This window comes from Paenisporosarcina sp. P5_A11 (assembly GCF_056400705.1).
This window is the reverse complement of record NZ_JBFUKT010000030.1, coordinates 1-26,228: the sequence shown is the minus strand read 5'-3', so window position 1 is coordinate 26,228 and position 26,228 is coordinate 1. Positions and strand designations below refer to the sequence as shown.

27 protein-coding genes, 9 tRNA genes and 1 pseudogene are annotated in these 26,228 nt (G+C 38.1%); 2 read left to right on the top strand and 35 right to left on the bottom strand.

Annotated features, from left to right (window positions below):
• Nucleotides 1-225: 225 nt before the first annotated feature.
• The 24 genes from AC1DOS_RS07305 to acpS form a co-directional block, all read right to left on the bottom strand.
• Nucleotides 226-299: transfer RNA gene (locus AC1DOS_RS07305), tRNA-Gly, on the bottom strand.
• Between the two features lie 29 nt (nucleotides 300-328).
• Nucleotides 329-405, bottom strand: a tRNA-Arg gene (locus AC1DOS_RS07300).
• Nucleotides 406-413: 8 nt separating this feature from the next.
• A tRNA-Leu gene (locus tag AC1DOS_RS07295) sits at nucleotides 414-499 on the bottom strand.
• A 63-nt stretch (nucleotides 500-562) separates the two neighbouring features.
• Nucleotides 563-635 (bottom strand) — tRNA-Lys (locus AC1DOS_RS07290).
• 17 nt (nucleotides 636-652) lie between these two features.
• Nucleotides 653-727, bottom strand: a tRNA-Gln gene (locus AC1DOS_RS07285).
• A gap of 7 nt (nucleotides 728-734) precedes the next feature.
• Nucleotides 735-810, bottom strand: a tRNA-Asp gene (locus tag AC1DOS_RS07280).
• A gap of 3 nt (nucleotides 811-813) precedes the next feature.
• Nucleotides 814-890, bottom strand: a tRNA-Met gene (locus AC1DOS_RS07275).
• A gap of 235 nt (nucleotides 891-1,125) precedes the next feature.
• Nucleotides 1,126-1,200: transfer RNA gene (locus tag AC1DOS_RS07270), tRNA-Glu, on the bottom strand.
• A 1-nt stretch (nucleotide 1,201) separates the two neighbouring features.
• Nucleotides 1,202-1,276, bottom strand: a tRNA-Asn gene (locus AC1DOS_RS07265).
• An 89-nt stretch (nucleotides 1,277-1,365) separates the two neighbouring features.
• A complete protein-coding gene (locus AC1DOS_RS07260) occupies nucleotides 1,366-1,821 on the bottom strand; it encodes a SprT family protein (RefSeq protein WP_108585465.1) in 456 nt (151 codons plus the stop codon).
• Between the two features lie 60 nt (nucleotides 1,822-1,881).
• Nucleotides 1,882-4,050, bottom strand: coding sequence for a Tex family protein (locus AC1DOS_RS07255; RefSeq protein WP_477536957.1), 2,169 nt, complete (start codon nucleotides 4,048-4,050; stop codon nucleotides 1,882-1,884).
• 225 nt (nucleotides 4,051-4,275) lie between these two features.
• Nucleotides 4,276-4,875, bottom strand: a complete 600-nt coding sequence (locus tag AC1DOS_RS07250; RefSeq protein ID WP_477536956.1) for a PP2C family serine/threonine-protein phosphatase — start codon at nucleotides 4,873-4,875, stop codon at nucleotides 4,276-4,278.
• Nucleotides 4,875-5,657: an RNA polymerase sigma factor SigB gene (sigB, locus tag AC1DOS_RS07245; protein WP_477536955.1), complete on the bottom strand. Its 783-nt coding sequence runs from the start codon at nucleotides 5,655-5,657 to the stop codon at nucleotides 4,875-4,877. The genes AC1DOS_RS07250 and sigB overlap by 1 nt, the downstream gene beginning before the upstream one ends.
• Nucleotides 5,635-6,105, bottom strand: coding sequence for an anti-sigma B factor RsbW (rsbW, locus tag AC1DOS_RS07240; RefSeq protein ID WP_108585469.1), 471 nt, complete (start codon nucleotides 6,103-6,105; stop codon nucleotides 5,635-5,637). Before rsbW ends, sigB begins: the two co-directional genes overlap by 23 nt.
• Nucleotides 6,106-6,107: 2 nt before the next feature.
• Nucleotides 6,108-6,437 (bottom strand): anti-sigma factor antagonist, encoded by a 330-nt coding sequence (locus AC1DOS_RS07235; protein WP_108585470.1) that lies wholly within the window; start codon nucleotides 6,435-6,437, stop codon nucleotides 6,108-6,110.
• 74 nt (nucleotides 6,438-6,511) lie between these two features.
• Nucleotides 6,512-7,516 (bottom strand): SpoIIE family protein phosphatase, encoded by a 1,005-nt coding sequence (locus tag AC1DOS_RS07230; protein WP_477536954.1) that lies wholly within the window; start codon nucleotides 7,514-7,516, stop codon nucleotides 6,512-6,514.
• A gap of 13 nt (nucleotides 7,517-7,529) precedes the next feature.
• Nucleotides 7,530-7,931, bottom strand: coding sequence for an anti-sigma regulatory factor (locus tag AC1DOS_RS07225; protein WP_477536953.1), 402 nt, complete (start codon nucleotides 7,929-7,931; stop codon nucleotides 7,530-7,532).
• A 2-nt stretch (nucleotides 7,932-7,933) separates the two neighbouring features.
• Nucleotides 7,934-8,296, bottom strand: a complete 363-nt coding sequence (locus AC1DOS_RS07220) for an STAS domain-containing protein (RefSeq protein ID WP_108585473.1) — start codon at nucleotides 8,294-8,296, stop codon at nucleotides 7,934-7,936.
• The gene (locus AC1DOS_RS07215; RefSeq protein ID WP_108585474.1) at nucleotides 8,293-9,123 is read right to left on the bottom strand and encodes an RsbT co-antagonist protein RsbRA; all 831 of its coding nucleotides are present in this window, start codon (nucleotides 9,121-9,123) and stop codon (nucleotides 8,293-8,295) included. Before AC1DOS_RS07215 ends, AC1DOS_RS07220 begins: the two co-directional genes overlap by 4 nt.
• Before the next feature lie 139 nt (nucleotides 9,124-9,262).
• The gene (locus AC1DOS_RS07210; protein ID WP_477536952.1) at nucleotides 9,263-9,613 is read right to left on the bottom strand and encodes a type II toxin-antitoxin system PemK/MazF family toxin; all 351 of its coding nucleotides are present in this window, start codon (nucleotides 9,611-9,613) and stop codon (nucleotides 9,263-9,265) included.
• Nucleotides 9,614-9,617: 4 nt separating this feature from the next.
• A complete protein-coding gene (locus AC1DOS_RS07205) occupies nucleotides 9,618-9,917 on the bottom strand; it encodes a transcriptional regulator (protein WP_108585476.1) in 300 nt (99 codons plus the stop codon).
• 112 nt (nucleotides 9,918-10,029) lie between these two features.
• Nucleotides 10,030-11,139, bottom strand: coding sequence for an alanine racemase (alr, locus tag AC1DOS_RS07200; RefSeq protein ID WP_477536951.1), 1,110 nt, complete (start codon nucleotides 11,137-11,139; stop codon nucleotides 10,030-10,032).
• A gap of 41 nt (nucleotides 11,140-11,180) precedes the next feature.
• Nucleotides 11,181-12,191, bottom strand: coding sequence for a LolA family protein (locus AC1DOS_RS07195; RefSeq protein WP_477536950.1), 1,011 nt, complete (start codon nucleotides 12,189-12,191; stop codon nucleotides 11,181-11,183).
• A 58-nt stretch (nucleotides 12,192-12,249) separates the two neighbouring features.
• Nucleotides 12,250-12,603 carry a holo-ACP synthase gene (gene acpS, locus AC1DOS_RS07190; RefSeq protein WP_477536949.1) on the bottom strand — a complete coding sequence of 118 codons (354 nt, stop codon included), beginning with the start codon at nucleotides 12,601-12,603 and terminating at the stop codon, nucleotides 12,250-12,252.
• Nucleotides 12,604-12,673: 70 nt separating this feature from the next.
• On the opposite strand from acpS, the gene AC1DOS_RS07185 reads away from it, so the two are divergent.
• Nucleotides 12,674-13,285 (top strand): rhomboid family intramembrane serine protease, encoded by a 612-nt coding sequence (locus AC1DOS_RS07185; RefSeq protein ID WP_108585480.1) that lies wholly within the window; start codon nucleotides 12,674-12,676, stop codon nucleotides 13,283-13,285.
• A gap of 8 nt (nucleotides 13,286-13,293) precedes the next feature.
• Here AC1DOS_RS07185 and AC1DOS_RS07180 read toward each other — a convergent pair whose 3' ends face one another.
• From AC1DOS_RS07180 to AC1DOS_RS07145, 8 genes are all read right to left on the bottom strand, one after another.
• Nucleotides 13,294-14,817, bottom strand: coding sequence for a PH domain-containing protein (locus AC1DOS_RS07180; protein WP_108585686.1), 1,524 nt, complete (start codon nucleotides 14,815-14,817; stop codon nucleotides 13,294-13,296).
• A complete protein-coding gene (locus AC1DOS_RS07175; RefSeq protein WP_108585481.1) occupies nucleotides 14,810-15,289 on the bottom strand; it encodes a PH domain-containing protein in 480 nt (159 codons plus the stop codon). Before AC1DOS_RS07175 ends, AC1DOS_RS07180 begins: the two co-directional genes overlap by 8 nt.
• 161 nt (nucleotides 15,290-15,450) lie before the next feature.
• On the bottom strand, nucleotides 15,451-16,992 hold the full coding sequence (cshA, locus tag AC1DOS_RS07170; RefSeq protein ID WP_108585482.1) for a degradosome RNA helicase CshA: 1,542 nt from the start codon (nucleotides 16,990-16,992) through the stop codon (nucleotides 15,451-15,453).
• A 423-nt stretch (nucleotides 16,993-17,415) separates the two neighbouring features.
• The gene (locus tag AC1DOS_RS07165) at nucleotides 17,416-18,135 is read right to left on the bottom strand and encodes an alpha/beta hydrolase (RefSeq protein WP_477536948.1); all 720 of its coding nucleotides are present in this window, start codon (nucleotides 18,133-18,135) and stop codon (nucleotides 17,416-17,418) included.
• Nucleotides 18,136-18,150: 15 nt separating this feature from the next.
• Complete coding sequence (locus AC1DOS_RS07160) at nucleotides 18,151-18,336, bottom strand: hypothetical protein (RefSeq protein WP_477536947.1); 186 nt, start codon at nucleotides 18,334-18,336, stop codon at nucleotides 18,151-18,153.
• 265 nt (nucleotides 18,337-18,601) lie between these two features.
• Nucleotides 18,602-19,978 (bottom strand): UDP-N-acetylmuramoyl-tripeptide--D-alanyl-D-alanine ligase, encoded by a 1,377-nt coding sequence (locus tag AC1DOS_RS07155; protein WP_477536946.1) that lies wholly within the window; start codon nucleotides 19,976-19,978, stop codon nucleotides 18,602-18,604.
• Between the two features lie 12 nt (nucleotides 19,979-19,990).
• Nucleotides 19,991-21,070 carry a D-alanine--D-alanine ligase gene (locus AC1DOS_RS07150; protein WP_477536945.1) on the bottom strand — a complete coding sequence of 360 codons (1,080 nt, stop codon included), beginning with the start codon at nucleotides 21,068-21,070 and terminating at the stop codon, nucleotides 19,991-19,993.
• 188 nt (nucleotides 21,071-21,258) lie between these two features.
• Entirely contained in the window at nucleotides 21,259-22,011 is a 753-nt protein-coding gene (locus tag AC1DOS_RS07145) for a hypothetical protein (RefSeq protein WP_477536944.1), read from the bottom strand.
• A 149-nt stretch (nucleotides 22,012-22,160) separates the two neighbouring features.
• Here AC1DOS_RS07145 and AC1DOS_RS07140 point away from each other — a divergent pair, with 149 nt between their 5' ends.
• Nucleotides 22,161-23,348 (top strand): FtsW/RodA/SpoVE family cell cycle protein, encoded by a 1,188-nt coding sequence (locus AC1DOS_RS07140; RefSeq protein ID WP_108585488.1) that lies wholly within the window; start codon nucleotides 22,161-22,163, stop codon nucleotides 23,346-23,348.
• Nucleotides 23,349-23,881: 533 nt separating this feature from the next.
• Here AC1DOS_RS07140 and AC1DOS_RS07135 read toward each other — a convergent pair.
• The 3 genes and pseudogenes from AC1DOS_RS07135 to AC1DOS_RS07125 form a co-directional block, all read right to left on the bottom strand.
• A complete protein-coding gene (locus AC1DOS_RS07135) occupies nucleotides 23,882-24,850 on the bottom strand; it encodes a sugar phosphate isomerase/epimerase family protein (RefSeq protein ID WP_477536943.1) in 969 nt (322 codons plus the stop codon).
• Nucleotides 24,851-24,863: 13 nt separating this feature from the next.
• The gene (locus AC1DOS_RS07130) at nucleotides 24,864-25,904 is read right to left on the bottom strand and encodes a Gfo/Idh/MocA family protein (protein ID WP_477536942.1); all 1,041 of its coding nucleotides are present in this window, start codon (nucleotides 25,902-25,904) and stop codon (nucleotides 24,864-24,866) included.
• Nucleotides 25,905-25,913: 9 nt separating this feature from the next.
• A pseudogene (locus tag AC1DOS_RS07125) lies at nucleotides 25,914-26,228 on the bottom strand (Gfo/Idh/MocA family protein); the annotation flags it as partial.

Sequence of the window (26,228 nt, the reverse complement as noted above, 5' to 3'; positions counted from 1 at the left end):
TCCTGAGCCAGGATCAAACTCTCCATAATGGTGAGTCGATTAGCTCGACTTTGTTGCTGGCGTCAAAAATTTGACGTTTATAATGAACGGTTAAGTTCAAGTTTGTTTTCGATACCGACAGGTGTCGGCGGAAGAAAACGTTTTAGCTTCCAACACCGAAGTGTCTTCCGCTTTATTAGTTGACGTTTTGCTGTTCAGTTTTCAAGGTTCATTAGGTAAATATTATGGAGCGGGTGAAGAGAATCGAACTCTCATCATCAGCTTGGAAGGCTGAGGTTTTACCACTAAACTACACCCGCGTTATTAATATATGGAAATTAAGGTATTTTGGCGCGCCCGGCAGGAGTCGAACCCACAACCTTCTGATCCGTAGTCAGACGCTCTATCCAATTGAGCTACGGGCGCTAGATGCTTGGTGCGGCCGAGAAGAGTCGAACTTCCACGGGATTTCYCCCACTAGGCCCTCAACCTAGCGCGTCTGCCATTCCGCCACGACCGCTTGATGTTTTAACGACATTTATTAGTATAACACGTTAAATCAAGAAGTCAAGTATTAAAATGATGAGCCATGTAGGATTCGAACCTACGACCCTCTGATTAAAAGTCAGATGCTCTACCAACTGAGCTAATGGCTCGCAAACTTAAGAAAAAATGGCTGGGGAACCTGGATTCGAACCAGGGCGTGACGGAATCAAAATCCGTTGCCTTACCGCTTGGCTATACCCCAAAAAAAATGGCGGTCCCGACGGGAATCGAACCCGCGATCTCCTGCGTGACAGGCAGGCATGTTAACCGCTACACCACGGAACCGTTTGGTTGCGGGGGYAGGATTTGAACCTGCGACCTTTGGGTTATGAGCCCAACGAGCTACCGTGCTGCTCCACCCCGCGTCAATATTATATTATAAACACTATGATACAACGCTTATGTCATTGTGGACATCTGCATCGGCTTCGCCTGCTTCGATGTTAATCGCCATCTTTGTTTGGCGATTTGCTCCACCCTCGCGACTTCTTTATAGGAAGTTGGATTTCTGTGTCACCCTCGCGATTTCTTTAATGGAAGCAAGTTCTACTTCACTGTCGCGATTTTGTTATTGTAAGTATAACATAGTTTTTAAAAAGTTGGTGACCCCTACGGGATTCGAACCCGTGTTACCGCCGTGAAAGGGCGGTGTCTTAACCGCTTGACCAAGGGGCCATGGCTCCGAAGGTAGGACTCGAACCTACGACCAATCGATTAACAGTCGATTGCTCTACCACTGAGCTACTTCGGAATAGCGTTATGTAACTATTCGACTTTTCCTATTATAGTGAGATAGTTATTCCTCGTCAACCACTTTTGACCAATTTTTTAAAAGAAATATTATTGAACTTTTTCCAACTGTCCTGAACACTTACCGCAACGGTATTTGAGAGTATTTAAACGAATTTTCCGTCTATATAGAAGACCACATGAAACACAACCATAGATATGTTGACTAACCTTGTTTCTTCTTTTGGCAGACCCTAAGTATGCACAAAATCTTGGAGATTTAGTCATCTTTAATAAATCTTTAAAATCTTTATCACGATGTTTGTACCCTTTTCCTTCTATATGTAAATGATAATGGCACAATTCGTGTCGAATTATACCTTCGAGTTCTTCAGTTCCATAAGTTTCTAAAGATTTGGGGTTGATTTGAATGTGATGTGTTTGGAGCATATATCGACCTCCTGTTGTTTTGAGACGACTGTTGAAATATGCTTCATGCATAAAAGGCTTATTAAAGATGGTGTCTGAGATTCTCTTTACGAGATGTTGAAGTTCTTCGTTTGTCATACTATCCACCCTTTAATAGTTTAAAACCCGCCTATCAATTTTTAATAGGCAGGTTTTATATTAATTTTGTTTTGCTGGCGCCAGCATCGTTAATGCAATTCGCCCTTTAGTCTTTTCAACTTGTTCAACCCAAACTGTTACGATGTCTCCTAATGCAACGACATCCAATGGGTGTTTAACGAATCCTTTTTTAAGTTTAGAAATGTGTACGAGACCATCTTGTTTGACGCCTATGTCTACAAATGCACCAAAATCGACGACGTTACGAACTGTTCCTTGTAGCTCCATGCCACTTGCCAAGTCCTCCAGTTGAAGAACATCTGTCTTAAGCAATGGTTGTGGGAACTGATCGCGCGGATCGCGAGTTGGTTTTTTCAAAGTATCTACAATGTCTTTTAAAGTGATTTCCCCAACGTTTAATCGTTCGTTTAACTCTTTCAAATTCAACTCATTTAAAGCGAGTTCTGCTTCTTTCGTTCCGATTTGTGCTTTTGTTAAGCCAGCAGTTTTCAATACTTCTTCTGCACTTTGATAACTTTCTGGGTGAATACCAGTAGCATCAAAAGGATTTTTCGCTTCCGGAATTCGTAAAAACCCGATAGCTTGCTCATACGTCTTGGCGCCTAATCTTGGAATTTTCTTTAGTTGAGCACGTGAAGTGAATTTGCCGTTTTCATCTCTCATAATAATAACATTCTCAGCAACTGTCTTTGATAAGCCGGAAACATATTGCAGCAAGGATGCCGATGCTGTGTTGATGTTCACGCCTACTTGGTTAACAGCTGTTTCTACTATAAATGTTAAAGAATCATTAAGTTTCTTTTGAGAAACGTCGTGTTGATATTGACCGACTCCTACAGCTTTTGGTTCTATTTTTACTAACTCCGAAAGTGGATCTTGAAGTCTTCGAGCAATTGAAACTGCACTGCGTTGCTCAACTTGAAGATGTGGGAATTCCGCTCGAGCCGTATCCGAAGCTGAATACACGCTCGCTCCCGCTTCATTTACAATAACGTAAGCAATTTCGCGATCTGCTTCTTTCAGGCATTCCGCAATAAATTGTTCTGATTCACGAGATGCCGTCCCATTCCCAATTGCAATAATTGAAATAGGATATCGCTTTAATACGTCTAAAATCGTTTTCTTCGACCCTTGAACGTCAGCTTTAGGCGGATGCGGATAGATAACTGATACTTCTTGGAGCTTTCCAGTATCGTCTACAACTGCTAATTTACAACCTGTTCGATATGCCGGATCAAGACCTAATACGACTTTTCCTTTTAAAGGTTGTTGTAGTAATAGGTTACGCAAATTTTCAGAGAAAATATGAATGGCTTGTGTTTCGCCTTTCTCTGTAAGTTCTGTACGAATTTCACGCTCAACAGAAGGGGCAATTAGTCGCTTATACGAGTCTTCGATTGCTTCTGTTACTTGTGAAATGCTTGGTGACGAACTGTGTGTCGGAATCCACTCATCACGCATAATACTTAAAATCCGTTCAATCGGCGCATGTAAACTAACTTTCAAAATATCCTCTTTTTCTCCACGATTTAGCGCAAGAACCCGGTGAGGTACAATTTTCTTAACCGGTTCCGTATAGTCATAATACATTTCAAATACACTTTTCTCGTCATTACTTTGTTTTTTTACAGTTGATAGAATTGAGCCTTCAGCTCTTGTTAAGTTTCTAATCTTTTCACGAATCTTTGCATCATCTGCAAATTGTTCTGCCAAAATATCGCGAGCACCTTGCAACGCTTCTTCTATAGTAGAAACTACATTTTCTTCATTAATAAAATCTTGAGCTAATTCATCGAGTTGTGTATCCGAAAAACTAACTAATAAGGTTGCTAGAGGCTCTAGTCCTTTTTCTTTTGCTATTGTTGCTTTTGTTCTGCGTTTTAACTTGTATGGTCTATATAGATCTTCAAGACGTTGAAGAACAGTGGCTGCTTGAATGGCAGTGGATAATTCTTCAGTCAGCTTTCCTTGCTCATCAATTAAACGGAGAACTTCTTCTTTGCGCTGTTCAATCTGCTGTATGTAGCGATAACGATCTTCCACTGCTTTTATTTGCACTTCATCTAATGAGCCAGTTGCTTCTTTACGATAGCGCGCAATGAAAGGGACTGTATTTCCTTCTTCAAGTAAATCTATAACTTGTTGTGCTTGCGCGGGTCGCACATTTGTTTCTTTTGCAATTCTTTGCATCAATTGTTTTGTATCCATTCGACTCATCCTTTCTATACACATTTCTATTTTATCATTAGAAAATCACAACTTGCACCCACAACGGTGCACGTTGATGTTTTTCTTATACTGATTTCCAAAAACTCCTCCTGATTAATCAGTGCTAGAAAATCACAACTTGCACATACAACGGTGAAACTTGCCACCATTTCTGATGCAATCTTCAGACATTCTTTCTAAAAAACACAAAAAACCTACTCCTTTTTATTGGAGCAGGCTTCCTGCGATAAATGTAGCATCATCACCATGTTCAATGGTATGAATCAATGTTTGATGTAAATCGTATGCTCCTGAGCAATTTTGCATCGTTTGTTTCGGGTTTCCTAGCACGACACCGTCAGAGTGGAATAAAAATAAATCACCTGGTTTATAACCATAAGTCTGTGTCTTTATCTTTTGAGGTCTTCCTGATAAATAACCCATAACTGGTAGTGGATAAATCATTTTTTCGTCATCTGTACGCGTCATATAAAATTTAATATTTCCTACGCAACTATATTGGATTGTTTTGGCATTAAAATCCACTTTAACTATCGCCACTGCAGCACCACGTTTTTGAAACATTAGTTCATTACATCTCAATAGCAATTCATCAATTGTTTCATGGTGGTACTTAGCTAAAATCATGGGCATGATTTCAGATGACCGCCTTGCGATTGGGCCATTACCTAGACCGTCAGCAATTGCACACAAAAAGTAATCTCCATTCATATACGTAAAGTACGTATCTCCTGATTCATTATTTCCTTCTTTGGCCTCTTGATAGACGAATACTTCTAAAAAAGGGTGTCGAATAGAATCCATTAGGATATTCCACCAGCCGCTTGTATGGCATCTTGGAGCTTTTTAATAGCTTTACGTTGTAGACGAGAAACATGCATTTGAGAAATCTCAAGTTTATCGCCTGCTTCTTTTTGGCTTAATTGATCAATGTATGTAAATTGAATGACTTGTTTCTCACGTTCAGATAGAACACTTAATGCATTTGCTACTAACATTCGTTGATCAGTTTTCTCGAAACCATCGTCTTGTTGACCAATAACGTCAAATAACGTGATACTACTGCCGTCAGAATCTGATTCAAGGGAATGGTCCATTGATAAAGCTTGGTAGTTTCGTCCCATTTCCATTGCTTCTAAAACATCGTCTTCTTGAACTTCCAAGTATTCAGCAATTTCAATAACTTTAGGAGAACGTTGAAGTTCTGTTGTTAAAGTCTCGACAGCTGATTTAATACGTGGTCCTAATTCTTTAATACGACGAGGGACATGTACAGCCCATGTTTTATCACGCAAAAAGCGTTTGATTTCGCCAATAATCGTCGGAACTGCGAAGGCTTCAAACGTCCTGCCAAATTCGGGATCGTAGCGACGTATTGCACCAAGTAGACCTAACATACCAACTTGAACGATGTCTTCGTGATACGATTTCCCGTTTGAGTATTTACGTGATATTGATTCAACTAAACGTTGATAATTAAGCACTAAATTAGTTTGTGCCTCTTCATCTTCAGTTTCTTGATATACTTTGATCCATTCTAAAATCTGTTCCTTGGTTTGATGATTAGGAGGAGATAGTTTCGACATTCTCTTCCACCTGCTCTTCTCCGACATATTTTGTCATAAATACCGTTACACCTTCTTGGTGGTGGACTTTCACCTCATCCATTAATGTCTCGATTAAGTATAATCCGAGTCCACCTTCGCGTAAAAACTGTACTTCTTGGTTTTCATTGTAAGGGCCTACTTTAGCTTTCGTTTCTTCAAAGTTAAAACTCTTTCCATGGTCAGCTACCATGATTTCAATTTTGTCTGGGTAAAGTGCACAACCAATTACTACTTCGCCTTCGTCGACTTCAGAGTATGCGTGTTGCACTGCATTTGTAATCGCTTCTGAAGAAGCAATTTTTAAGTCTTCTATATCATCATAAGTAAATCCGATTCGACTTGCTAAACCCGAAATAGTCAAGCGAGCAACGCCTACATATTGAGGTTTTGCCGGAACTCGAATTTCTACGTAATCAAATGGTCTCATGATTAGTTTCCACCTTTATCATCTGTCTCAATGTCCATGATTTCTCCAAGACCTGTAATATCAAATAATCTTTTTAGGCGAGGAGATAATCCTGTAAGTTTAACATGACCGTTATTTGCATTAATGTTTTTGAAAAAAGCAACGATAACTCCAAGGCCAGTACTATCCATATATGATACATCCGACATATCTAATTCAGCTTGAAGGCCTTCTTTCCCCTGCACTGTCGCCAATTTTTCGCGTAAAACAGGTGCAGTAAAAGCATCAATTTCTCCACTAATAAAACCTTTTACCATATTTTCTTGTTCCTTAAACACAACTTGTACATTCATCTATAAACACCCCGTCATCTACTGTATCTTCTTCATACTCTGTGATTACCACAATTTCATCAATTTAAAACCTTTTAACTAGTTTTTTTAAAAATCACTAGTGTAAAGTCATCACGAAGCTCAAAATTTTGCATCTTCTCTAATTCTTTAAATACTGAATCCACAATCGTTTGGGCATTTTCATGACGTAACGAATGAATTAGTGAAGCAATAAATTCTTGTTCTATGAAGCCTTCATCGGTTCTACATTCGGTTACTCCATCTGTCATCATTACGACAAAGTCACCAATCTCCATTTTCACTTCATGTTGTTTATAAATAACGTTCGGAACAACACCTAACAATAATCCTTTTGCATGCAACTCAGAGAATTCGTCTTTTTTTGCATTAAAAAAAAGAGCAGGTTCATGACCTGCTGATGCATATGTAAAGATAGATTTTTCAACATTATAGCGTCCATAAAACATGGATATGAACATATCGTCGTCGACACTTTTTTCGACAATGCGATTGATGATATCTAATACTTTTTCCGGATCTGAAGTAGCATCTTGCAGACTATCCATCCCGTATTTAATCATGGACATGCAAAGTGCAGCTGGAATCCCTTTTCCGATAACATCCGCAACTGCAACCCCCGCATTAACAAGATTATCACTGAGGAAGTAAATATAATCGCCATTCATTTTCCTTGCAGGTACAGATACTAATCCAATTTCAAGACCACTCAATTCAGGGACAGTTGTTTTCAATAAAGTACGTTGAACATTTGCCGCTAAATCCATTTCAACCTTCATTTCTTCTTGTTGTTGAATCAGACTTTGATGTTCTGCATGAGCAAGTCCATACCGAATCATCATTTCAATTAACAAATCAAATGAATTCCATACATTCATTGGCAACTCAGGAAACATTTCTTCCAAGGCTGCCTTATGTATGCTAATTACATCTTCTGGGGCTATGTTTTTTTGTATCAATTGACGACTAAAGTTCTGCCCTGCATATAAGTTTTGCTCCGTTTGTCGCATTACATATTGTCTGAGTATTTCTTTATATTGCCGTCCAATTTCTTGAGGCATTTAATCTGACCTCCTATCGAATCCACTTAGTTGCTTTAATAACAGTTCCTTCGCCTAAAACTGTATCAATTTTAAAATCATCCATTAAACGTTTTACCCCAGGCATACCAGCACCTAAACCACCAGAAGTTGAGAATCCATCCTCCATTACTTTTCTAACATCGGATATTCCTGGTCCTTCATCTGATGCGATAATAATAATGCCATATGATCCGCCTTCTGATATACGTTCAATTTCGATTTTACCTTTTCCTGCATATAGGTAAATATTACGAGCAAGTTCACTAATTGCTGTTGTAATACGTGCTTGGTCAACCGTGCCAAAGCCAACTTCTTTTGCTTCATTACGACCAAGTTGCCTTGCCGCAACAATGTCCCACTCAGTTAAAATTTCTACAGAAGAGCGATAACCCATAATTATGCCTCCAATTCTCGTTGGAGTTTTTCAAGACCATTTTCTAAGTCTAAAGCTGTCATAACGTCTTCTAAACGAATACCTAATTCAATTAGTGTAATAGCTACTGCAGGTTGAATTCCCGTAATAACTACTTTTGCACCCATTAAACCCGACATACTTATTACGTCACCGAGAACTTTAGCAATAAATGAGTCAATAAAATCGATTGGCGTTAAATCAATTACAACACCACGTGCACTAGTTTCATGCATTTTAGTGAGTAAATCTTCTTGGAATTGAAGAGCAGTTTGATCATCTAGCTCCCATTGAATAGAAACAATAAGGCAATCTTTTAATTTCAAAATCGGAATACGTAAGTTCAATCTACTTCCACCTCCACGATTTTGCGGTTTGTCCAAGCTAAAGCTTGTTCAACTCCACGTTGTAATGTACTTGTTGTTGTGAAATCTTTTAAGTTAATACCTAAAGTAACAATTGTTTGTGCAATTTCCGGACGAATTCCGACAAGCATACACTTCGCTCCAACTAATCGAACTGCATCTGCTGCTTGGATGATGTGATGTGCCACCATAGTGTCAACAACCGGTACACCTGTAATATCTAATAGGACCACTTCGGCTCTGTGTTTTACTACACCGTCCAATAGGTTTTCCATAATTAATTTTGCACGTTCAGTGTCAATTGTTCCAACAAGTGGCATAACCGAAATTTTATCAAAAACAGGAATTAACGATGCTGATAGTTCTTGTAGTGCGATTTTTTGCAATTGTACTGTTCGTTCCCATGTTTTTGCGTACGTTTCAAGAATTCCATCGCGCATTGGTGTAGTCCAATTAGTGAAGACCATGACATATTCTTTCATGTTTGCATCTGTAATTGTTTCGTTTTTTTCTAACATTTCATAAACAATGTGAGCGAAGTGATTGATCGCTTTCATAACAAAACTAATTGACCAGCCAAAACGAACCACTTTATTAGTAAATTCTATTAAGCGATTTTCATAATTATTTTCACCTTCAAATAAATTAGAAATCATCAATTCCGCAAATTCACGACTTGTTTTATCAATGACCTCTTGAGACATCACTTGAAAAAATCGTTCCTCAGAATCTTCTTTCATCATTTCTTGCCATTTATTTAGTATTTCTTCGAGATTATCTTGAATGAATGTAGCCATATACTTATTCATATTCGATGGTGAGGCCTCCTAAACTAATTATATTTTATCTATCATTGTATCTGAAATCTCCCAACTACACACGTATTTTAATTCCTAACAAAAAACCACCGTACGGAAAATCCCGCACGGTGGTTTTTATTATGTATGACTAAAATTTCACAAGGCCAAGACTTATTTCAAGCRCCTCATCTACTTCTTCCATCAGAACATCATCTAGCTGAGTTATTTTATCTGTCAGCCGCGATTTATCAATCGTACGCAATTGTTCAAGCAAAATAACGGAATCCCGTTCAAATCCATACTTTTTAGCATCGATTTCTACATGCGTTGGTAATTTTGCTTTTTGAATTTGCGCAGTGATTGCCGCAATGATGACTGTTGGGCTGAAACGATTTCCGATATCGTTTTGAATCACCAGAACGGGTCTAGTACCACCTTGTTCAGACCCGACTACTGGCGATAAGTCAGCAAAAAAAACGTCACCACGTTTTACGTTCAAGATTTCATCCTCCGCTTACGAGACGCTCCACAGTATGCTCCGCTTCATATTCTAAATGTAAACACTCGCTTGCAATGGACAAGTTAATATGCGACATTTCTACGTAGCCTTTAATCATCGCTTCTCGTATAAGATTTGGTTGAACCTGTTTAATAAGTTTTTTTGTCGAAAAATAAACAAACTCTTCTGGTCCAGCAAGTTGTTGCACTTTCTGTCTATCAAGATCGCTCACAAATTGTCTTGGAAGTTTCACAATAACTTCCTTTGATTCTCTCTTTTCATTCACAGTCAACACCTCCGACAAACCCGTCCCTCTTTTCAATACATTTCTATCTTACCATTCTATACATACAATGAGAAGACAAAGAAGGAAAATATCTGACAATATTTTTAGAATAGTCGGTATTTGTCGAATACTATGATGTGTATATCCTTGGTACTCGATTAGTTAGTACACAAGGAATTTCGTAGGAAATTGTTTGTATTTTTTGCGCCCATTCTTCAATGGTAATTTGTTCAGATCCTTGTCTTCCAATTAACACGACAGGCTCGCCAATAGGAACCTGTCCATTTAAACGAACCATACATTGATCCATACAGATTCGACCAATGATTGGCATCCTCTTGCCTTGAATTAATACTGCTTGACCACTCAGTTTCCGTAGCATTCCATCTGCATAACCTATTGGTAGAGTAGCAATCCACTCGTCGTTTTCTGCCGTGTAGGTAGCTCCGTAACTAATCGTTGTGCCTGCTGTTACTTTTTTCACGAAGACAACTTCTGTGTGCAAAGTCATGGCTTGGCCAAGTGGAAAAGGCAGTTCGTTACTAACATGGGCAGATGGTGATAATCCATACATTGAAATTCCGAAGCGCACTGCATCAAATAAAGAATCTTTTTGCATGAGTGCAGCTGCACTATTTGCAGTATGAATGCACCTCGGTCTTTCTGGAAAGTGTTTTAAAACAGTTTTAAACTTAGTCAATTGGCTTGTGAATTGTTCAGTATTCTCTTCATCCGCAGTTGCAAAGTGCGTGAAAACACCATCAATCAGTACATCAGATCGCTGATGAATGGTTTGAATAAGACATCTTAATTCTGATTCCGTTGTAACGCCTAACCTTCCCATGCCGGTATCGATTTTAATATGAACATTCAGCTTTTTGGGTAAGGTCGGAATGTGAAGAAACCAATCTTGTTGAAACACAGTAACTGTAATATCATGTTCACTTGCTATGACAGCAAAAGTAGGAGGAGATGCACCCAACACGAGAATGGGCGATTCGATGCCAAGTACTCGCAATCGAATCGCTTCATCTGGCGTGGCAACGGCAAGCATACTTGCTCCAACTTGTAATGCAGCTTTCGACACTTCAAAATCACCATGTCCGTATCCATTTGCTTTCACTACAGCAATTACTTGAATGGATTCATTCATATGTTTCTTCAAATTAAGTATGTTCATTTTTATCTCATTCAAATCAATTTTTGCAAAGGTTGGTCGATAAAAATTAGTAGGCTGCATCTTCATTCCTCATTTAGGGTTCGATAGTTAGTGTGGTAGGTTTATTTTAAATCTGACGCTGTCATTGAAGAAGCAACAGTCATCATTTCTTCACGTGACATTGTATCTGAGGCTAAGAAGAATTGAATGCCTTCTTGTTCCCAAGAGATAGATTGATCTGTGATTGCACCAATCGCAAAACCTAAATCGGCTGGGTCACCAGGTGCAAAGACAGGAACTAAATCCACAGATTTCTTCGTGATTGGTGATTGGATAATCGTGAACTCTTTCTCTCCACCATAAGTTAAAATGACACGTTCTTGCTTATCATCTTTTATTACTTTTTCTTCAAGCATATCTACGCCTTCCCACTGTAGAGCAGGATAGTGTGTTTGAAATACTGGTAACTCAACATCGGTACTAGCTGTTTCGTTTTCAGTCGTTTTTTCCGTTGGCATATCCGCTTTGTAATCAGCAGCACTTCTAGAAGTGCCTAAGGTAATCTTATCAAATGTGATAAGAATTTGTTGTTCTTTTTGATCATTTAGGATTGAAACTTTTGTTGGTAGTAACGTTTTCTTACTGATATAAATTTGTTGTGTTGGTAACATTTTTTGATGACTGTTTCTTGTTTTCGTTTCAAAGATATACGAATTCTTGTTTTCAGTCATAACGGATTCTTTATCAGCTTTAATATCTTTTGCAAGAGAACCAATTAAGTAGGCTTGGCTATTTTTTTCCGGCCAATCACTCTGGAATTTATACGTTTTCCCTAGTGTTGGGGTGATAACAAATACACCTTCTTTATTTCTCACAATAGTTTGTGATACATCTTCACCAGTTTGACTAACTTTCACACGATAAAACTCAGGTTTAGTATGCCACACATTCACTTCATAAAGACGTGGTTCTGACCCAGTACTGATCTCCATCTTCGCGTCTAACTCATAACCTTTTGTTTCAACCCACTTACTACTCAACTTCTTTAATACATCTTCTTTTGACTCAGCACCACAAGCCGACAAGAAAACCACTAACAGTATTACTAATCCTGCAAATAAACGGTTACGCAATAAATTCACCCTTTCTCATATCGATCCGTTAAAACATCTTATGAAAGAGGGACAGGGATTATTCAACCAATATTACTTGTGCTGCGGCGAATTGTTTTGTATGCGTGATACTTATATGACCTTTCACTTCTATTCCTTTAAAAAACAACATTGGTTTTCCAACTTCATTTGGCAACACTTCTATATCGTGAAAGCTACAACTCTTGCCAATCCCTGTCCCAAGCGCTTTTGCAAATGCTTCTTTCGCAGCAAAACGGCCAGCCAAGAATTCTAGTTGTCGCATCTCAGATAATTTTTCAAACCGCTTTATTTCCTGAGTAGTTAAAATGCGTTCTTTAAATTTAGAAGAGCGATCGTGTGCTACGGTAATTCGTTCAATCTCTGTCACATCTAAACCAATTCCTTTAATCATGAAACCCTTCCCCTTTCAACTCATTGCTATTTAGCGGTATAATATACTCATACAAATTCGAGGTGAATACATGTTTAGTCGTACAGAAAATTTTCAACAATACATTAAGTTCTACCCAGTTGTTTCTACCATTATTGCACTCAATGTCATAATCCATGTATTATCTATGGTTCCAGTTCTGGGTGATTTAATATTTAACTATGGTGCGGGGGCTAATTTCTTAATCTCCGATGGACAATGGTGGCGCTTTATTACTCCTATGTTTTTACATTCTGGTTTTTTACATTTGCTCTTTAATATGTTTTCATTGTATTTGTTTGGACCTGAACTTGAAAAACTTGCGGGCAAATTGCGGTTCTTGAACATTTATTTTATGGCTGGATTATTTGGCACTGTCGCCACTTTTCTTTTACAGGATGCTTCGTATGTACATGTTGGTGCTAGTGGTGCTATCTATGGAATACTTGGAGCATTTGGTGCACTTGTTTATTATGCAAGAAATACTTTACCCCAACTTAGACAAATCATTTTACCGATTATCGTTATCAGTATCATAATGACGTTCTTAACACCAAACATCAATGCAACTGCTCATTTAACTGGTTTGGCTGTTGGTTTCTTAATCGGCTTAAGTTACTTTCACCCTAAACGCATAATCGGTTGGAAAAAAAGAAAAAGATAGGACAGCCTTTATTGCGGCTGTCCTTTTTCTATGACTGCATGACCAGATGGTTCGTACCAAGTCAAGACTTCATCAATATCTTCTATTTGTAAGTGTTCTACTCGTGCTGTAGCTCCTTGCATCCCCGATTTAATCGTGGTTTCAATAGAGGCAAGAGCTTTTCTTTTTTGAAAAGGACTTTGTCTCATTTCAAGAGATTGCATCCGCTTTTTTTCGATAAAGAATGTGTATTTACTTATACTTCTGTACCTTAATGACAATTGATTTCGAGTGAGTGAAAGTCCTGCTGATCGGTGTTGCCATAGACCAAGTAACAAAAATATCGGTAGCAGAAGCAGCGACAATAAGCCATATGGATAGTAAAAATAACTAATTCCGACTATAACGGGTATTGTCCAAATAAAGTCGAGTCGATAATAAAATGGTTTAGCCCGTTTTGGAGACGTCGTCCATTCAGGTTCAAAGTCGAAATCACTAAACAACTGATTTAGTGGTTGCTTGATTTTGCTCTTCTTTACAAGAGGAAACAAGCGAATTTTTTTATCTTGCGCATCTATAGACCCTCCAGCACTTTCGACGATTACAGTACAATATCCAAATAGTTGACGTAAAGGATTCTCAATAATACGAACACCTTGAACACGACCAATCGGTATAGTGACTTTTTTCTTCTCCAATAACCCGCGAGTCAGTACAATCTGGTCATCTTCTTGAGTAATTGTAAACTGATAATAATTAAGTGTAGTAAGAATCACAGAAATAATCCAAGAGAATACTAGGAATGCAAAAATACTAATAGCAATAATAAAGAATCCAAACTTTAGAAAGACAATTACTTCATCATAAATTAAGCCATACGGAATAATATCGGAGAATTGCGTCATAAATACAGCAAGACCTGAAAACACAACTCCAATCCCTCCAGAAGTAGCTGCGAGGATAAGGATATCCTTCATATTCATTTTAAATATGGTGACACTATTACTTATTGGCTCTTCATCCAATTGGCTACTGTCTGTTGTTTCTTCCACTCCAACTGGCGTTTTGCTCAATTTACGTTTTTTTGCAAATGCTAGCTCCGTTTCAATTTGTTTCGCAGCTTCTTTTGTTATGGCTGTCAGTTCTGCCTCGGCTTCTGTGGTAGAACCTGAACCTGCTGTCTCAATCGTAACTTTCACAAGTTTAAATGGACGATGGAGTATGCTTTCTGTGTAATTTAAACTTTGGATACGTTCAAAAGGAATGTATCTCTTCCTCTTTACAAATAGTCCATACTCAATCCGCAATTCATCGTCTTCAAACCAATAAACAAACCGTTTCCATTTGATGATACCGCTTAATAATATGAATACTAATACCAATACCCCTATGATATAAGGAATATAACTAGTCCAATGCCCATCAGAAGGCGAACTTTCTTGAAATCCATTTACTACAAAAATAACAACAAAAGGAAAGATAAGATCTTTTAATCCTTTCATGAAATTAACAACCGCAGAAATCGGATGAAGTTTATAACGATTTTTAGACATCATCTTCCGCCACCCTTGCAAGTGTCGATATACGCCTTCTTAGCTCATCGGCTTCATTCGTGATAAGAGCAGGTATCGTGTGGTTTGTTGCAGCAGTTGAAATTGTAATGGAAGCTAAATCGTATTTCCGTAAAATTGGACCTTGTTGTGTGTCAACATGCTGGACACGAACCATCGGCACGAGGACTCTTCTGACGATAAACAACCCATGTTGAAGTTCGATTTCCTGTTCCCGAACTTCATATCGCCACCTTAACCATCTTAATTTTGGAAATAGATAAACAAATATATATGTATATAGTAGTGGGACCAAAATACAAATAAATAGTACCCAAAGCGGACCTTCTAGCCACCAATTTAATACTCCAGCACCTATCGAAATTAATAATATAACGGTTGAATGAATTACTCCATATAACCGCCAAACTTTCAATCCTTTAGGTGATATTTGATTCATTGGCTCATTCCTCATCTGAACACCTACCTTCTCTTTATACATACGATTTTACAGTAAAGATGTTTCATTTTATATGGATATTTTTCCAACTGGAACATAAAGGCTGTTCATATCATTATTCTCCATGACAAAAAAATCACAGCCCAATTTGGACTGTGATTTTCGATAATTGTTTATTAGCTTTCKCGACGTGCTGATGAACGTGGACGTCCACCGCGGCTTGCAGAACCTTCACGTGAAGCGGATGAAGAAGAACTTCCATCACGGCTACCAGTGCTTGTACGACGAGCTCCGCTACGATCAGAACTACGACCCGAACCTGATGAAGAACGTCCTCCACTGCTACGGTTGTTGCCTTTATAGCCACCACCACTGCGTCCGCCACCCTCTTTACGAGATGGTAATGGGCGTTCTTCTGAGATTGATACTGGAGTATCACTTGGCTCACGAGTCATTGATTTTAATGCAGCTGCAATAACATCGATTGCTTCGTATTTCTCAAGTAATTCCGTTGCGAATGCACGGTAATCACCGATATTATTTTTGTCTACCATTTCTCCAAGTGACTCAACAGCTAAACGTTGTTGACCAATTAAAGCTTCATCAGAGCTTGGAGGACGAAGTGGAGACATACGTTTTTTCGTTGTTTCTTCAACGATACGTAGGTAACCCATTTCACGTGGAGTAACAAAAGTTACTGCCACACCACTTTTACCAGCACGGCCTGTACGACCAATACGGTGAACATAGCTTTCTGGATCTTGTGGAATGTCATAGTTATAAACGTGAGTAACGCCTGTAATATCAAGACCACGAGCAGCTACATCAGTAGCAACTAGGATGTCAATTTTGTTTTCTTTAAATTGTTTTAAAACAGACATACGTTTCGATTGGCTTAAATCACCGTGAATACCTTCAGCGATATAACCACGAATGCTTAGTGCATGTGCCAATTCATCAACGCGGCGTTTTGTACGACCAAAAATAATCGCAAGTTCCGGTTGGTGAACATTGATAACGCGTGATAGAATATCGAATTTTTCACGTTCATGTGACTTAACGTAGAATTGCTCGATGTTTTCTACTGTCATTTCTTTTGATTGAATTTTAACGATTTCTGGGTTTTTCATGAATTTCTCTGCAATTTTTTGGATCGGTTTAGGCATAGTTGCTGAGAATAACAACGTTTGACGTTCTGCCGGGCAGCTTTCCATAATTGTATTGATATCTTCAATGAAGCCCATGTTTAACATTTCATCCGCTTCATCTAAAATAAGCGTTTGAACGTTATCAAGTTTTAATGTACGACGGTTTATATGATCTAAAATACGACCAGGTGTACCAACGATAATATGTGGATTGTTTTTTAATGCACGGATTTGACGTCCGATTTCTTGTCCACCATATACAGATAAAATTTTCACACGTTTGTCTTGACCGATTCTGTAAATTTCTTCTGAAACTTGAATCGCTAATTCACGAGTTGGTGCGATAATTAGACCTTGAATAGTAGTGATTTTTGGGTCAATTTTTTCGATTAATGGAATACCAAACGCGGCTGTTTTACCAGTACCTGTTTGTGCTTGACCGATAATATCGCGGCCTTCCAAACCAAATTTGATTGTACCTTCTTGAATCGGTGTTGCTTCTTCAAAACCCATACGTTTTACGGATTTTAATGTTGATGCGCTAATATTTAATTCTGAAAAATTTGTCAAAATTTAATCTCCTTTTTGTTTACAATTGACAAATGGTTACACTTTCAGATGAAGTTGCGGCAAATTCGAGCCTATACGAGGAACGTTTCCGTTACTTAAAATTCTCTGTAGAGTTATCAGAGGGGACTTATATTTAAAGGAAAGCCCGGTTTTTTGCCGAGCGGTTCGATCAGTGGGGAGCATGTTTCAAAGCGTTTTGTAAAACGCGGTCTCTTGTGACTTGTTAGTAGCTCTTCGTCCTTTAGAACGTGGCTATTATGAAAGTTCACAGTTTTGATGTTTGAAACTAAACATCCTACCCTAAAAAATTGAACAAACCGTTATGTTCAAAAAAAAGACCTCTTCATCTTGCGAAGAGTCTTTACACAAAATGTATCCATTGCTCTAAATACCTTAACATGTTTAAAGACGATATGCAATTAATTAGCCACAGTCGTAATAATTAGTTTTCTCATTTCTTACCAAAAAATGAAGAACTTTCTCGAACCAATCATCGCAGTCTTCGCTATAACAAATGAGATGCTTACCACATTCAGACGTAATTAACTTTTTTTCAACAGACCCCAGACGTCCGTACAAATACTCGGCAGATGCAAAAGGTACAATGCCATCTTTTTGACCTTGTACGATACATACGGGAACGTTTATTGATTCGTAGTATGGCTCAACCATTTTCACGATACGTAAAAACTCAACCGCGGCTCGAATTGGCGTATGAGTCAATTTGTATTCGTATAAATGATAGATCGTATTGGTCGCAAGTTTTCTCTGTACCGCGTCAACCGTAATATCTTTAATATCTTCTAACAGTTGTCCCACGCTAATGAATTTCGCAGATGCACTAAGAAGAACTAAACGGTCGATCTTATAACGCATTGACAAGTACAAAGCAATTAAACCACCCATCGAAAAACCTACAACGACAACTCGATTCACTTGTTTTTGTAATAAGCGTAATGATTGCTCTGCTTCCATCATCCAATTTTCCGCCGTAAATTCATTCAGTGAAAGTGTGGGCCCGTGTCCAGGTAAAGTCGGGACTTTGACCAACCAATCTGTCTTTTCTTCTATATATTGCACAAATGGTTGCATTTCATACGGACCACCAGTGAATCCATGAATACATAATATTCCAGTTTTCACGTTCTTACACCTCCATCATTTACCGTATGGTTGACGGAATCCTGCCCGTAATTTATAAACTGCTTCAACAAGTGCAACTTGACAATTTACAGACGTTTTCCTCTTCACATCGCTTTGAGGTCTAAATCGAATAGCTGACCAATCAACATCCAGAGCAATTGAAGCGATTCCGACAATTCCTTTAGATTGAAGTTCTCCCAACCTTTATCGCGGTTAAGATCTTTGAAAAGTTTAGAAGATTTTTTCGGATAAGCCACCCAAATCATTGCGTCGCGTTGTGTTCGCAAATGATCAACCGATGTGGCAAATAAAAGCCCAAAAGAATACAAACCCTCTGTAGGCGTGTATCCATTTCGGCATTGACATAATTCGCTGAAGGAGATTCCATTACTAAAAATCACTCTTCATTCGGTATTTTTAGTTTCTATTTATTGTCTAAAATCATACGAAATCCTTACCTTTTTTATTAATCAATGACGTTTTCAAGTGCCATACCACGAGAACCTTTTACTAAGATGATTGAATTTGAAGAAGTACTTGATTTTAATGTGTTGCGAATCGGCTCATAGTCATTTTCTGACCACACCACTTGTGCATCCGCAAATAATGATTGTAACTTGTCATATAGCCACTTCATTCTAGGTCCATATAAACAAACACCTGCAAAGTCTTGTGGTGTGATGTATTCAGCCAACTCTTCATGATACTTTTGTTCGTCGTCACCTAGTTCAAGCATATCGCCAAGTACTAACCATTTTTCTGGCCTAATCGTAGTTTCACGGATAAAAGTGATGGCCGCTTTCATAGATGTGGGTGCAGCATTGTATGCATCGTTAATAAATAAAGAGCCATTTTTTGCAGGTATGACTTGCATGCGCATATCTGTCAGTGTGACGTTTTTTAAAGAATCTTTAATTTGTTCATTTGTTAATCCTGCTTTTTGGGCAATCAAAATTGCCACTAAAGCATTCTTCACTTGATGCTTTCCTAAGACAGGTATCATAAATTGATCGTTAATTAAACCAGATACATTAAATTCACTACCATTTTCCGTCGCTTCAATTGACTGTACAGAGACGGCATTTGAAGGATCAGAACCGAATGATATCGTATTTATAGAAGGAACTAATTTTTCATCATTCATTTTTTGAATAAATGGTCGTAAAAGCGGTTCATCCCCATCGTAAAATAAACATCCTTTAGGCTGTAAACCGGCAACAATTTCAAATTTCGCTTTGGCAATTCCTTCGCGTGAACCTAAGTCTTGCATATGAGCTTCACCAATATTCGTAATAGCTACGAAATGTGGTTTTGCTAAAGTCGATAAAAATTCAATTTCCCCATAGCCACTCATGCCCATTTCAAGGACGGCAAAATCTGTATCTTCGTCTAAAGACAAAATAGTAATAGGTAACCCCAAGTTATTGTTGAAATTACCCGCTGTTTTTTGCACACGGAAATAAGGAGACAGGACGCCCGCTACTAAATCTTTAGTTGAAGTCTTCCCGTTCGACCCAGTAATTCCGATAAATGTGGCTTGATGTTCATTTCGATAAGCTCGTGCCATTTGTTGCAATGCTTTTTCACTGTCTTCAACGAATAACAACGGAACATCTTGCGGCGGATTTGGTTCATCTTTTTGCCAAAGAGCGGCAGCAGCACCTTTTTCAAAAGCTTGTGCTACATATTGATGCCCATTCACTTTTTCGCCTTTAAAAGGGATAAATAACTCCCCAGGTTGAATGGTTTTCGTATTAATCGACACACCCCTTACCAAGACATCAGGTGTATCGATCGCGTTAAGGTCTAGCCAGTCAGCAATTATTGTTAAAGCTTTTTCCACAAATATTCACACTCAATCCATTGTATATTGTAATTGTTGTTTTTCCGTATGGCGTTCGATAGCAAGTTCAATTAACTGGTCAATCAACTCTGAATAGTTTACACCTGTATGTTGCCACAGTAATGGGAACATGCTGAAGGGAGTAAATCCAGGTAACGTATTTACTTCGTTAATTAAAACTTCATTATCATCTGTTACAAAAAAGTCTGCGCGCACAAGACCTGAACAATCCAATACTTTGAATGCTTTAATCGCATTGTCTTGTAACGTCGCTTCTACTTCTGTTGAAACTTCTGCTGGGATAATCATAGCGGTATTGCCATCTTTATATTTTGCTTGATAATCGTAAAAAGCCTTTAACGGCTTGATTTCGCCTGGCACTGAACATTTCGGAGTATCGTTACCTAGAACGCCCATTTCGATTTCACGTGCATTTATTCCTTGCTCGATCACAATTTTACGATCATATTTTAATGCTAAATCTACTGCTTCTATTAATTCTTCACGATTTGATGCTTTGCTAATGCCTACACTTGAACCTAAGTTTGCAGGTTTTACAAATAATGGCCAAGCAAGTTCTTTTTCAATTTTTCCAAGCCAGAAGCTTTGGTCGTTCTGCCATTCTCTACGTATAAAATGCACATATGGTACTTGTTTTAATCCAGCGATAGTGAAAAGCTGTTTCATAATTACTTTATCMATTCCAGCGGAAGAAGCTAATACGCCATTGCCGATGTATGGCAGGTTCATAACTTCAAGTAATCCTTGAACGGTACCATCTTCTCCGTTAGGTCCATGTAGAAGCGGGAAAATGACATCTAAAGTCTTTTCATCCACTTGAGAAGGCAAAAAACTAGAAATGTTATTTGGTAGACTTTGTTTTGTTGTATTTTCAAATTGTAATTGTTCAATTGTATCTATAGGTGATAGTAGCTGTTGCCCTTTTCTCCATTCACCTTCTTGTGTAATGTAAATTGGAAACACATCATATTCACTGAAATTTAATGCTTGAGTTACTGCACGAGCCGTTGATAATGACACTTCATGCTCTGCAGATTTTCCACCATATAATAAACCGATTCTTTTTTTCATTTGTATACCTCCACGTATTGGATCCTTTTATTTTATCATGAACTTCATTTACCCATAAACACATAATAGAAAAACACGCCTTCACGAATTATGGTATAAGATCTTTTTCTTATACTATCCAAAAATCTTATCATTGTTGACACTATAAAAAAACAATCCCTTGCACTCATCTTTGCAAGGGATTGTCATTAAAATCGAATCGTTTCATCCGGACTTTGTTTCATTAATGAAGTTAATTCGTCCCATATTTCATCTGGGTATACCGATTCTGGTAATAACCGGAGTTCTAAATCATACGACACTTTTGATTTTTCTCTTTTATATAAGGAAAGAAGCACTCCTTCTTTTAATAAAGGTTTATGCGAAAAAATCTGCTCCATTGTGAGTTCAGGATAGCCCACTTTTTGTTTTCGACGCCAAAAAGAAGCGCCTCTTTCTTTAGTAAGAACCACCTGATTTAATATATTTACGACTAAACGGAGTGAATCATTTAGTTCACGGAAATAAATTTTCGTCATACTTTCTTCTTCATTGGACAGGTACACAAAACGATTTTGAAGTTGATAATAAAACGGTGAACGGATTGGCTCTTTTTTATGTCCGATATATAATAATTCAGCTTGTTCTTGAGAAGTTAACATATTAAGGTTATGTTCATCTTTAAAATCAATCCATCTTAAATCTGTCGGATTATCCATAAATTCTTTTGTAAATGCTAATACTTCTTCATCAGGAACAAATTCTAACTGGGTGTGAATGTTAAAAGAACTGTCTTCGTATTTATGCTTGAGTAACAATAAATTTTGCAATGGCCCAAGACTTCTAACAAATTGTTGCATCGTTAAACCACTGAACATCACGAACTGATCAGCTTCGTTCATATGTATATAAATATGGTGAAGAAAATCTTCAATATCACGTTCCTTTTTCACCATGACCATCACTCCATTCCTCCATTCATTATAAGCCCATTTTGTGAAGAATGAAACATTTAGCACCTCATATCAGTACATACTTTACAAGCATTTATAAGCCATTTGCGCTATAATTAATAGGTTATAACTTCAAAATAGAAATTTAGGTGACAACTATGGAAAATAACAAAGGTTTTGCGGACCGTTTTGACTGGACGCTTGCTTTTATTGTATTACTTCTTTTTATCGTCAGTTTGCTTGCGATTTCATCGGCACAAACTTCAGGACAATATCCAATCAACTTTATCCCTCGCCAAACATTCTGGTACATTGTCGGAGCAGCAATTATTGGCTTTACTATGTTTTTCGATCCAGAACAATATAAAAAAATGGCCTGGATTCTTTATGGCATTGGCATTTTTGTTTTAATCGCACTCGTTTTAGCACCTGGGGGAGAAGGACAAATCGCTGAAGAACGTGGGGGCGCAAAGAGTTGGTTTCATCTACCTGGTATTGGGAGCATTCAACCTTCTGAGTTCATGAAAACATTCTTTATTTTAACGATGGCACGGATGATTAGTAAACATCATGAAAATCACGTGTTAAAAACGTTTAAAACAGATTTAATTCTTCTCGGAAAAATAATTGCTACTGCATTAGTTCCTTTACTTTTTATTATGCAACAACCAGATTTAGGAACATCTCTTGTCTTTCTAGCTATCACCGCAGCTATGATTATTGTTGGTGGTGTTACTTGGAAACTAATATTGCCTATCTTTGCAGGAACTGCAGTATTGGGGGGTACCCTGCTCTGGATGGCGGTCTATATGCAGGATTTCTTATCGGATAAATTCGGCTTTAAACCCTATCAATTTGGTCGAATTTATTCATGGTTAGATCCTGAATCTTATGCCTCTGGAGAAGGGTATAATTTACTTAATGCCATGTCGGCCATAGGCTCAGGGGAAATTACCGGTAAGGGCTATCAAGGACGTGAAGTATATGTTCCTGAAAATCATACCGACTTTATTTTCACTGTTATTGGAGAAGAATACGGCTTTATTGGAGCCAGCATTGTCGTGAGTTTATTTTTCTTGTTAATTTACCATTTAACAAAAATCACTCTGCAATTAAAAGATCCGTTTAGTACGTATGTATGTGCTGGTATTATTGCCATGATTACATTCCATGTATTCCAAAACATCGGCATGACCATTCAGCTGTTACCGATTACGGGTATCCCGCTTCCTTTCATTAGTTATGGGGGTAGTTCGTTAATGGGGAATATGCTTGCACTTGGATTGGTCTTTAGTATGAAGTTTCATCATCGTACTTATATGTTTGGCTCTTCTGAAGATGAATAATATATGTATACATGAATCTATGAAACCTTGATTTCTTCACTATACTAATAGGTTTCCAGGTCGCTTCTGACGCCTATCTGCTGCACCATGGTTTAAAGAATAAAGAGTTGGGCTTGTGACTTCGTCACTCGCCCAACTCTCTTTTTTAAAATCATCATGCGGCGGGTGTGAGCCTTCGCTCCCTTGAAACATTAACAGGCATAGTAATAATTGTTTAATTTACTAATGAATTGATAGTTACATTAAGTAGATGGTCGGCCGAAATTGTATCTTCGGCTACTTGGTTTGTTGAAAAGAGTGATGATTCATTAGTAAACAAAAAGATAAAAATACTTTTTCCTAAGTTTGTAGGAGAGCGTCGTAAGCATCCGTGCCACAGGATTTATTTGTAATTGTAAAAGGGAGATGTGACGACGTCACATCTCCCTTTTATGGATTTATTAGGTAAAGATTGATTCCAGGATGCTTTTCAAAGCTTCCCGTAAAGCTGAGTGACAAAGCCATGTCACTTGTAAAATATAATCAATGTAGAGTTATAACCACCACATGTCAGCTGGTTGTTCTTTAATCACAACTGATTTCAAATTAGACACTGCACGTTGGAAACCTTCTTCAATGCTCATGATTGGGTCTTCATGTTCGATGCTGACAACGTAGTCATAGCCATAAGTGCGAAGAGCACTAATAATATCTGACCATTCTTGCACGGAATGTCCACACCCTACCGAACGAAAATTCCATGCACGCGAACGAATTTTGCTGTAAGGTTGCATATCAGTCAAACCATACATATTTACATTGTCTTGGTCGATAAACGTATCTTTTGCATGGAAATGATGGATTGCATTTTCTTTACCAAGTATTTTGATGGCACCAACAGGATCAATTCCTTGCCACCATAAGTGACTCGGATCAAGGTTTGCACCAATGTATTCGTTCGTTGCTTCACGAAGTTTTAACATGGTATATGGTGTATGAACTGAGAAACCACCATGCAATTCAAGACCAATTTTAACGTTAGCCTGTTTAGCGATTTCTGCAATTTCTTTCCAATATGGGATCAGTTTTTTCTCCCATTGCCACGTTAAAATATCCCCATATTCATTTGGCCATGGTGCAACAGGCCAGTTAGGATGTTTAGCATCATCGTCTGCACCTGGTGTTCCAGAGAATGTATTAACAACAGGGACACCCATAAGTTGAGCTAGTTTAATACTTTTTCGTAATGCTTCATCGCTATCTTTTGCTAAAGTGGAATCTGGAGAAACAGGGTTTCCATGACAGCTAAATGCACTAATTGTTAATCCGCGAGAGGTTACAGCATCCAAATATTGATTTCGTTTCCCTTCATCCTCTAACAGTTCATCAATTGGACAATGGTCAGTACCAGGATAGCCACCCGTTCCAATCTCAACTGCGTCTAGGCCTGATTGTTTTACATAATCAAGCATTTCTTCAAATGATTTTTGTGCAAATAACACTGTAAATACGCCTAACTTCATTTCCATTTCCTCCTTACGTGAACGAAATTGCTTTACCGGTTTCGCTACTCTTATAAATAGCTTCGATGACTTTGGAAACAATTAGCGCTTCTTGTGGCTTAACAAGTGGCAACTGAGTTCCTCTACAACTTTCAATAAAATTCATCGCTTGCGGAATTCCAGGATCATCGTCATCTGATATCCAGTAAGCTTTTTGATCTAATAACATACCGTACTTTGATTGATACAGTACTAATGGAAACACATCAAGCCCACCAATAGTACCTGATATACTTACTGATTCTTTGTCATCCGCAAGATTTGCAGCCCATGATGTTTCAAATAATAGTGTGGCACCATCTTTAAATTTAATATAGGCTGTTGCGTGGTCGTCTACTTCGAAAGTGGAAGGTTCAAATACCCCCCATTGGTTAACTACCTCTGGTTGTTTACTTAACTCGTTGTATGTAGAACCTGATACTTCTGCAATTTCAGGAAAGTCCATTAAATGCAGTGCTAAATCTAGGAAGTGACAACCAAAGTCGATTAAACTTCCACCACCTTGTAGATCTTTGTTAGTGAAAACGCCCCAACCTGGTACTTTTCGTCGTCGAATGGCTTGTGCACGCGAAACGAGTGGACGGCCAATTTCACCTTCATTAATAAATCTTTTCGCTGCACGCGCTTCTTTCATGTGACGATAATGATAAGCAATCATTAGCACTTTTCCAGCAGCCTCAGATGCCTCAATCATCGACTCACATTCTTTTGTTGTCATCGCCATTGGCTTTTCGCATAACACATGTTTGCCCGCATTCAAGGCCGCTATAGCAATTTCAGCATGAAATTTATTTGGCGTGCAGATCGTAACTGCATCTACATGATTAAATATTTCCGTGTATTGTGAAGTGTGAAAAGGAATCGAGAATTCAGTTGCCACCGATTCTGCCCGCTCTCCATTCACATCACATACTGCAGTTAACTCGGCATGATCGCTTAATGTCAAAAAGGAGGGAATATGCCTTGAAACAGCAATTCCGCCCACTCCTATTAATCCGATTCTAAGTTTTTCCATTTTCATCACCTATAACTTTACAATTTGTTTCGTTTCATTTGATGTTATGGCACCTAAAATGACTTGCAATGATTTTTTGCCTTCTTCGCCCGTAATAAGAGGTGGATTTCCCGTCAATATCGATTCTACAAAATGGTCGATAACGCCAGAAGTGTCTTGACCACCTTCATCATTGGATTGTATTTGACCAAGATTAAGTTCTTCTTTTGTTTTGTCATTTTTATGGTAAACAACTGAAAAAGCATCATCATCTTCCAAACGTAAAACGCCATTTTCTGCATAGATAACAGTTGAATTATCTTCTGTTCCATTATAAGACCGACC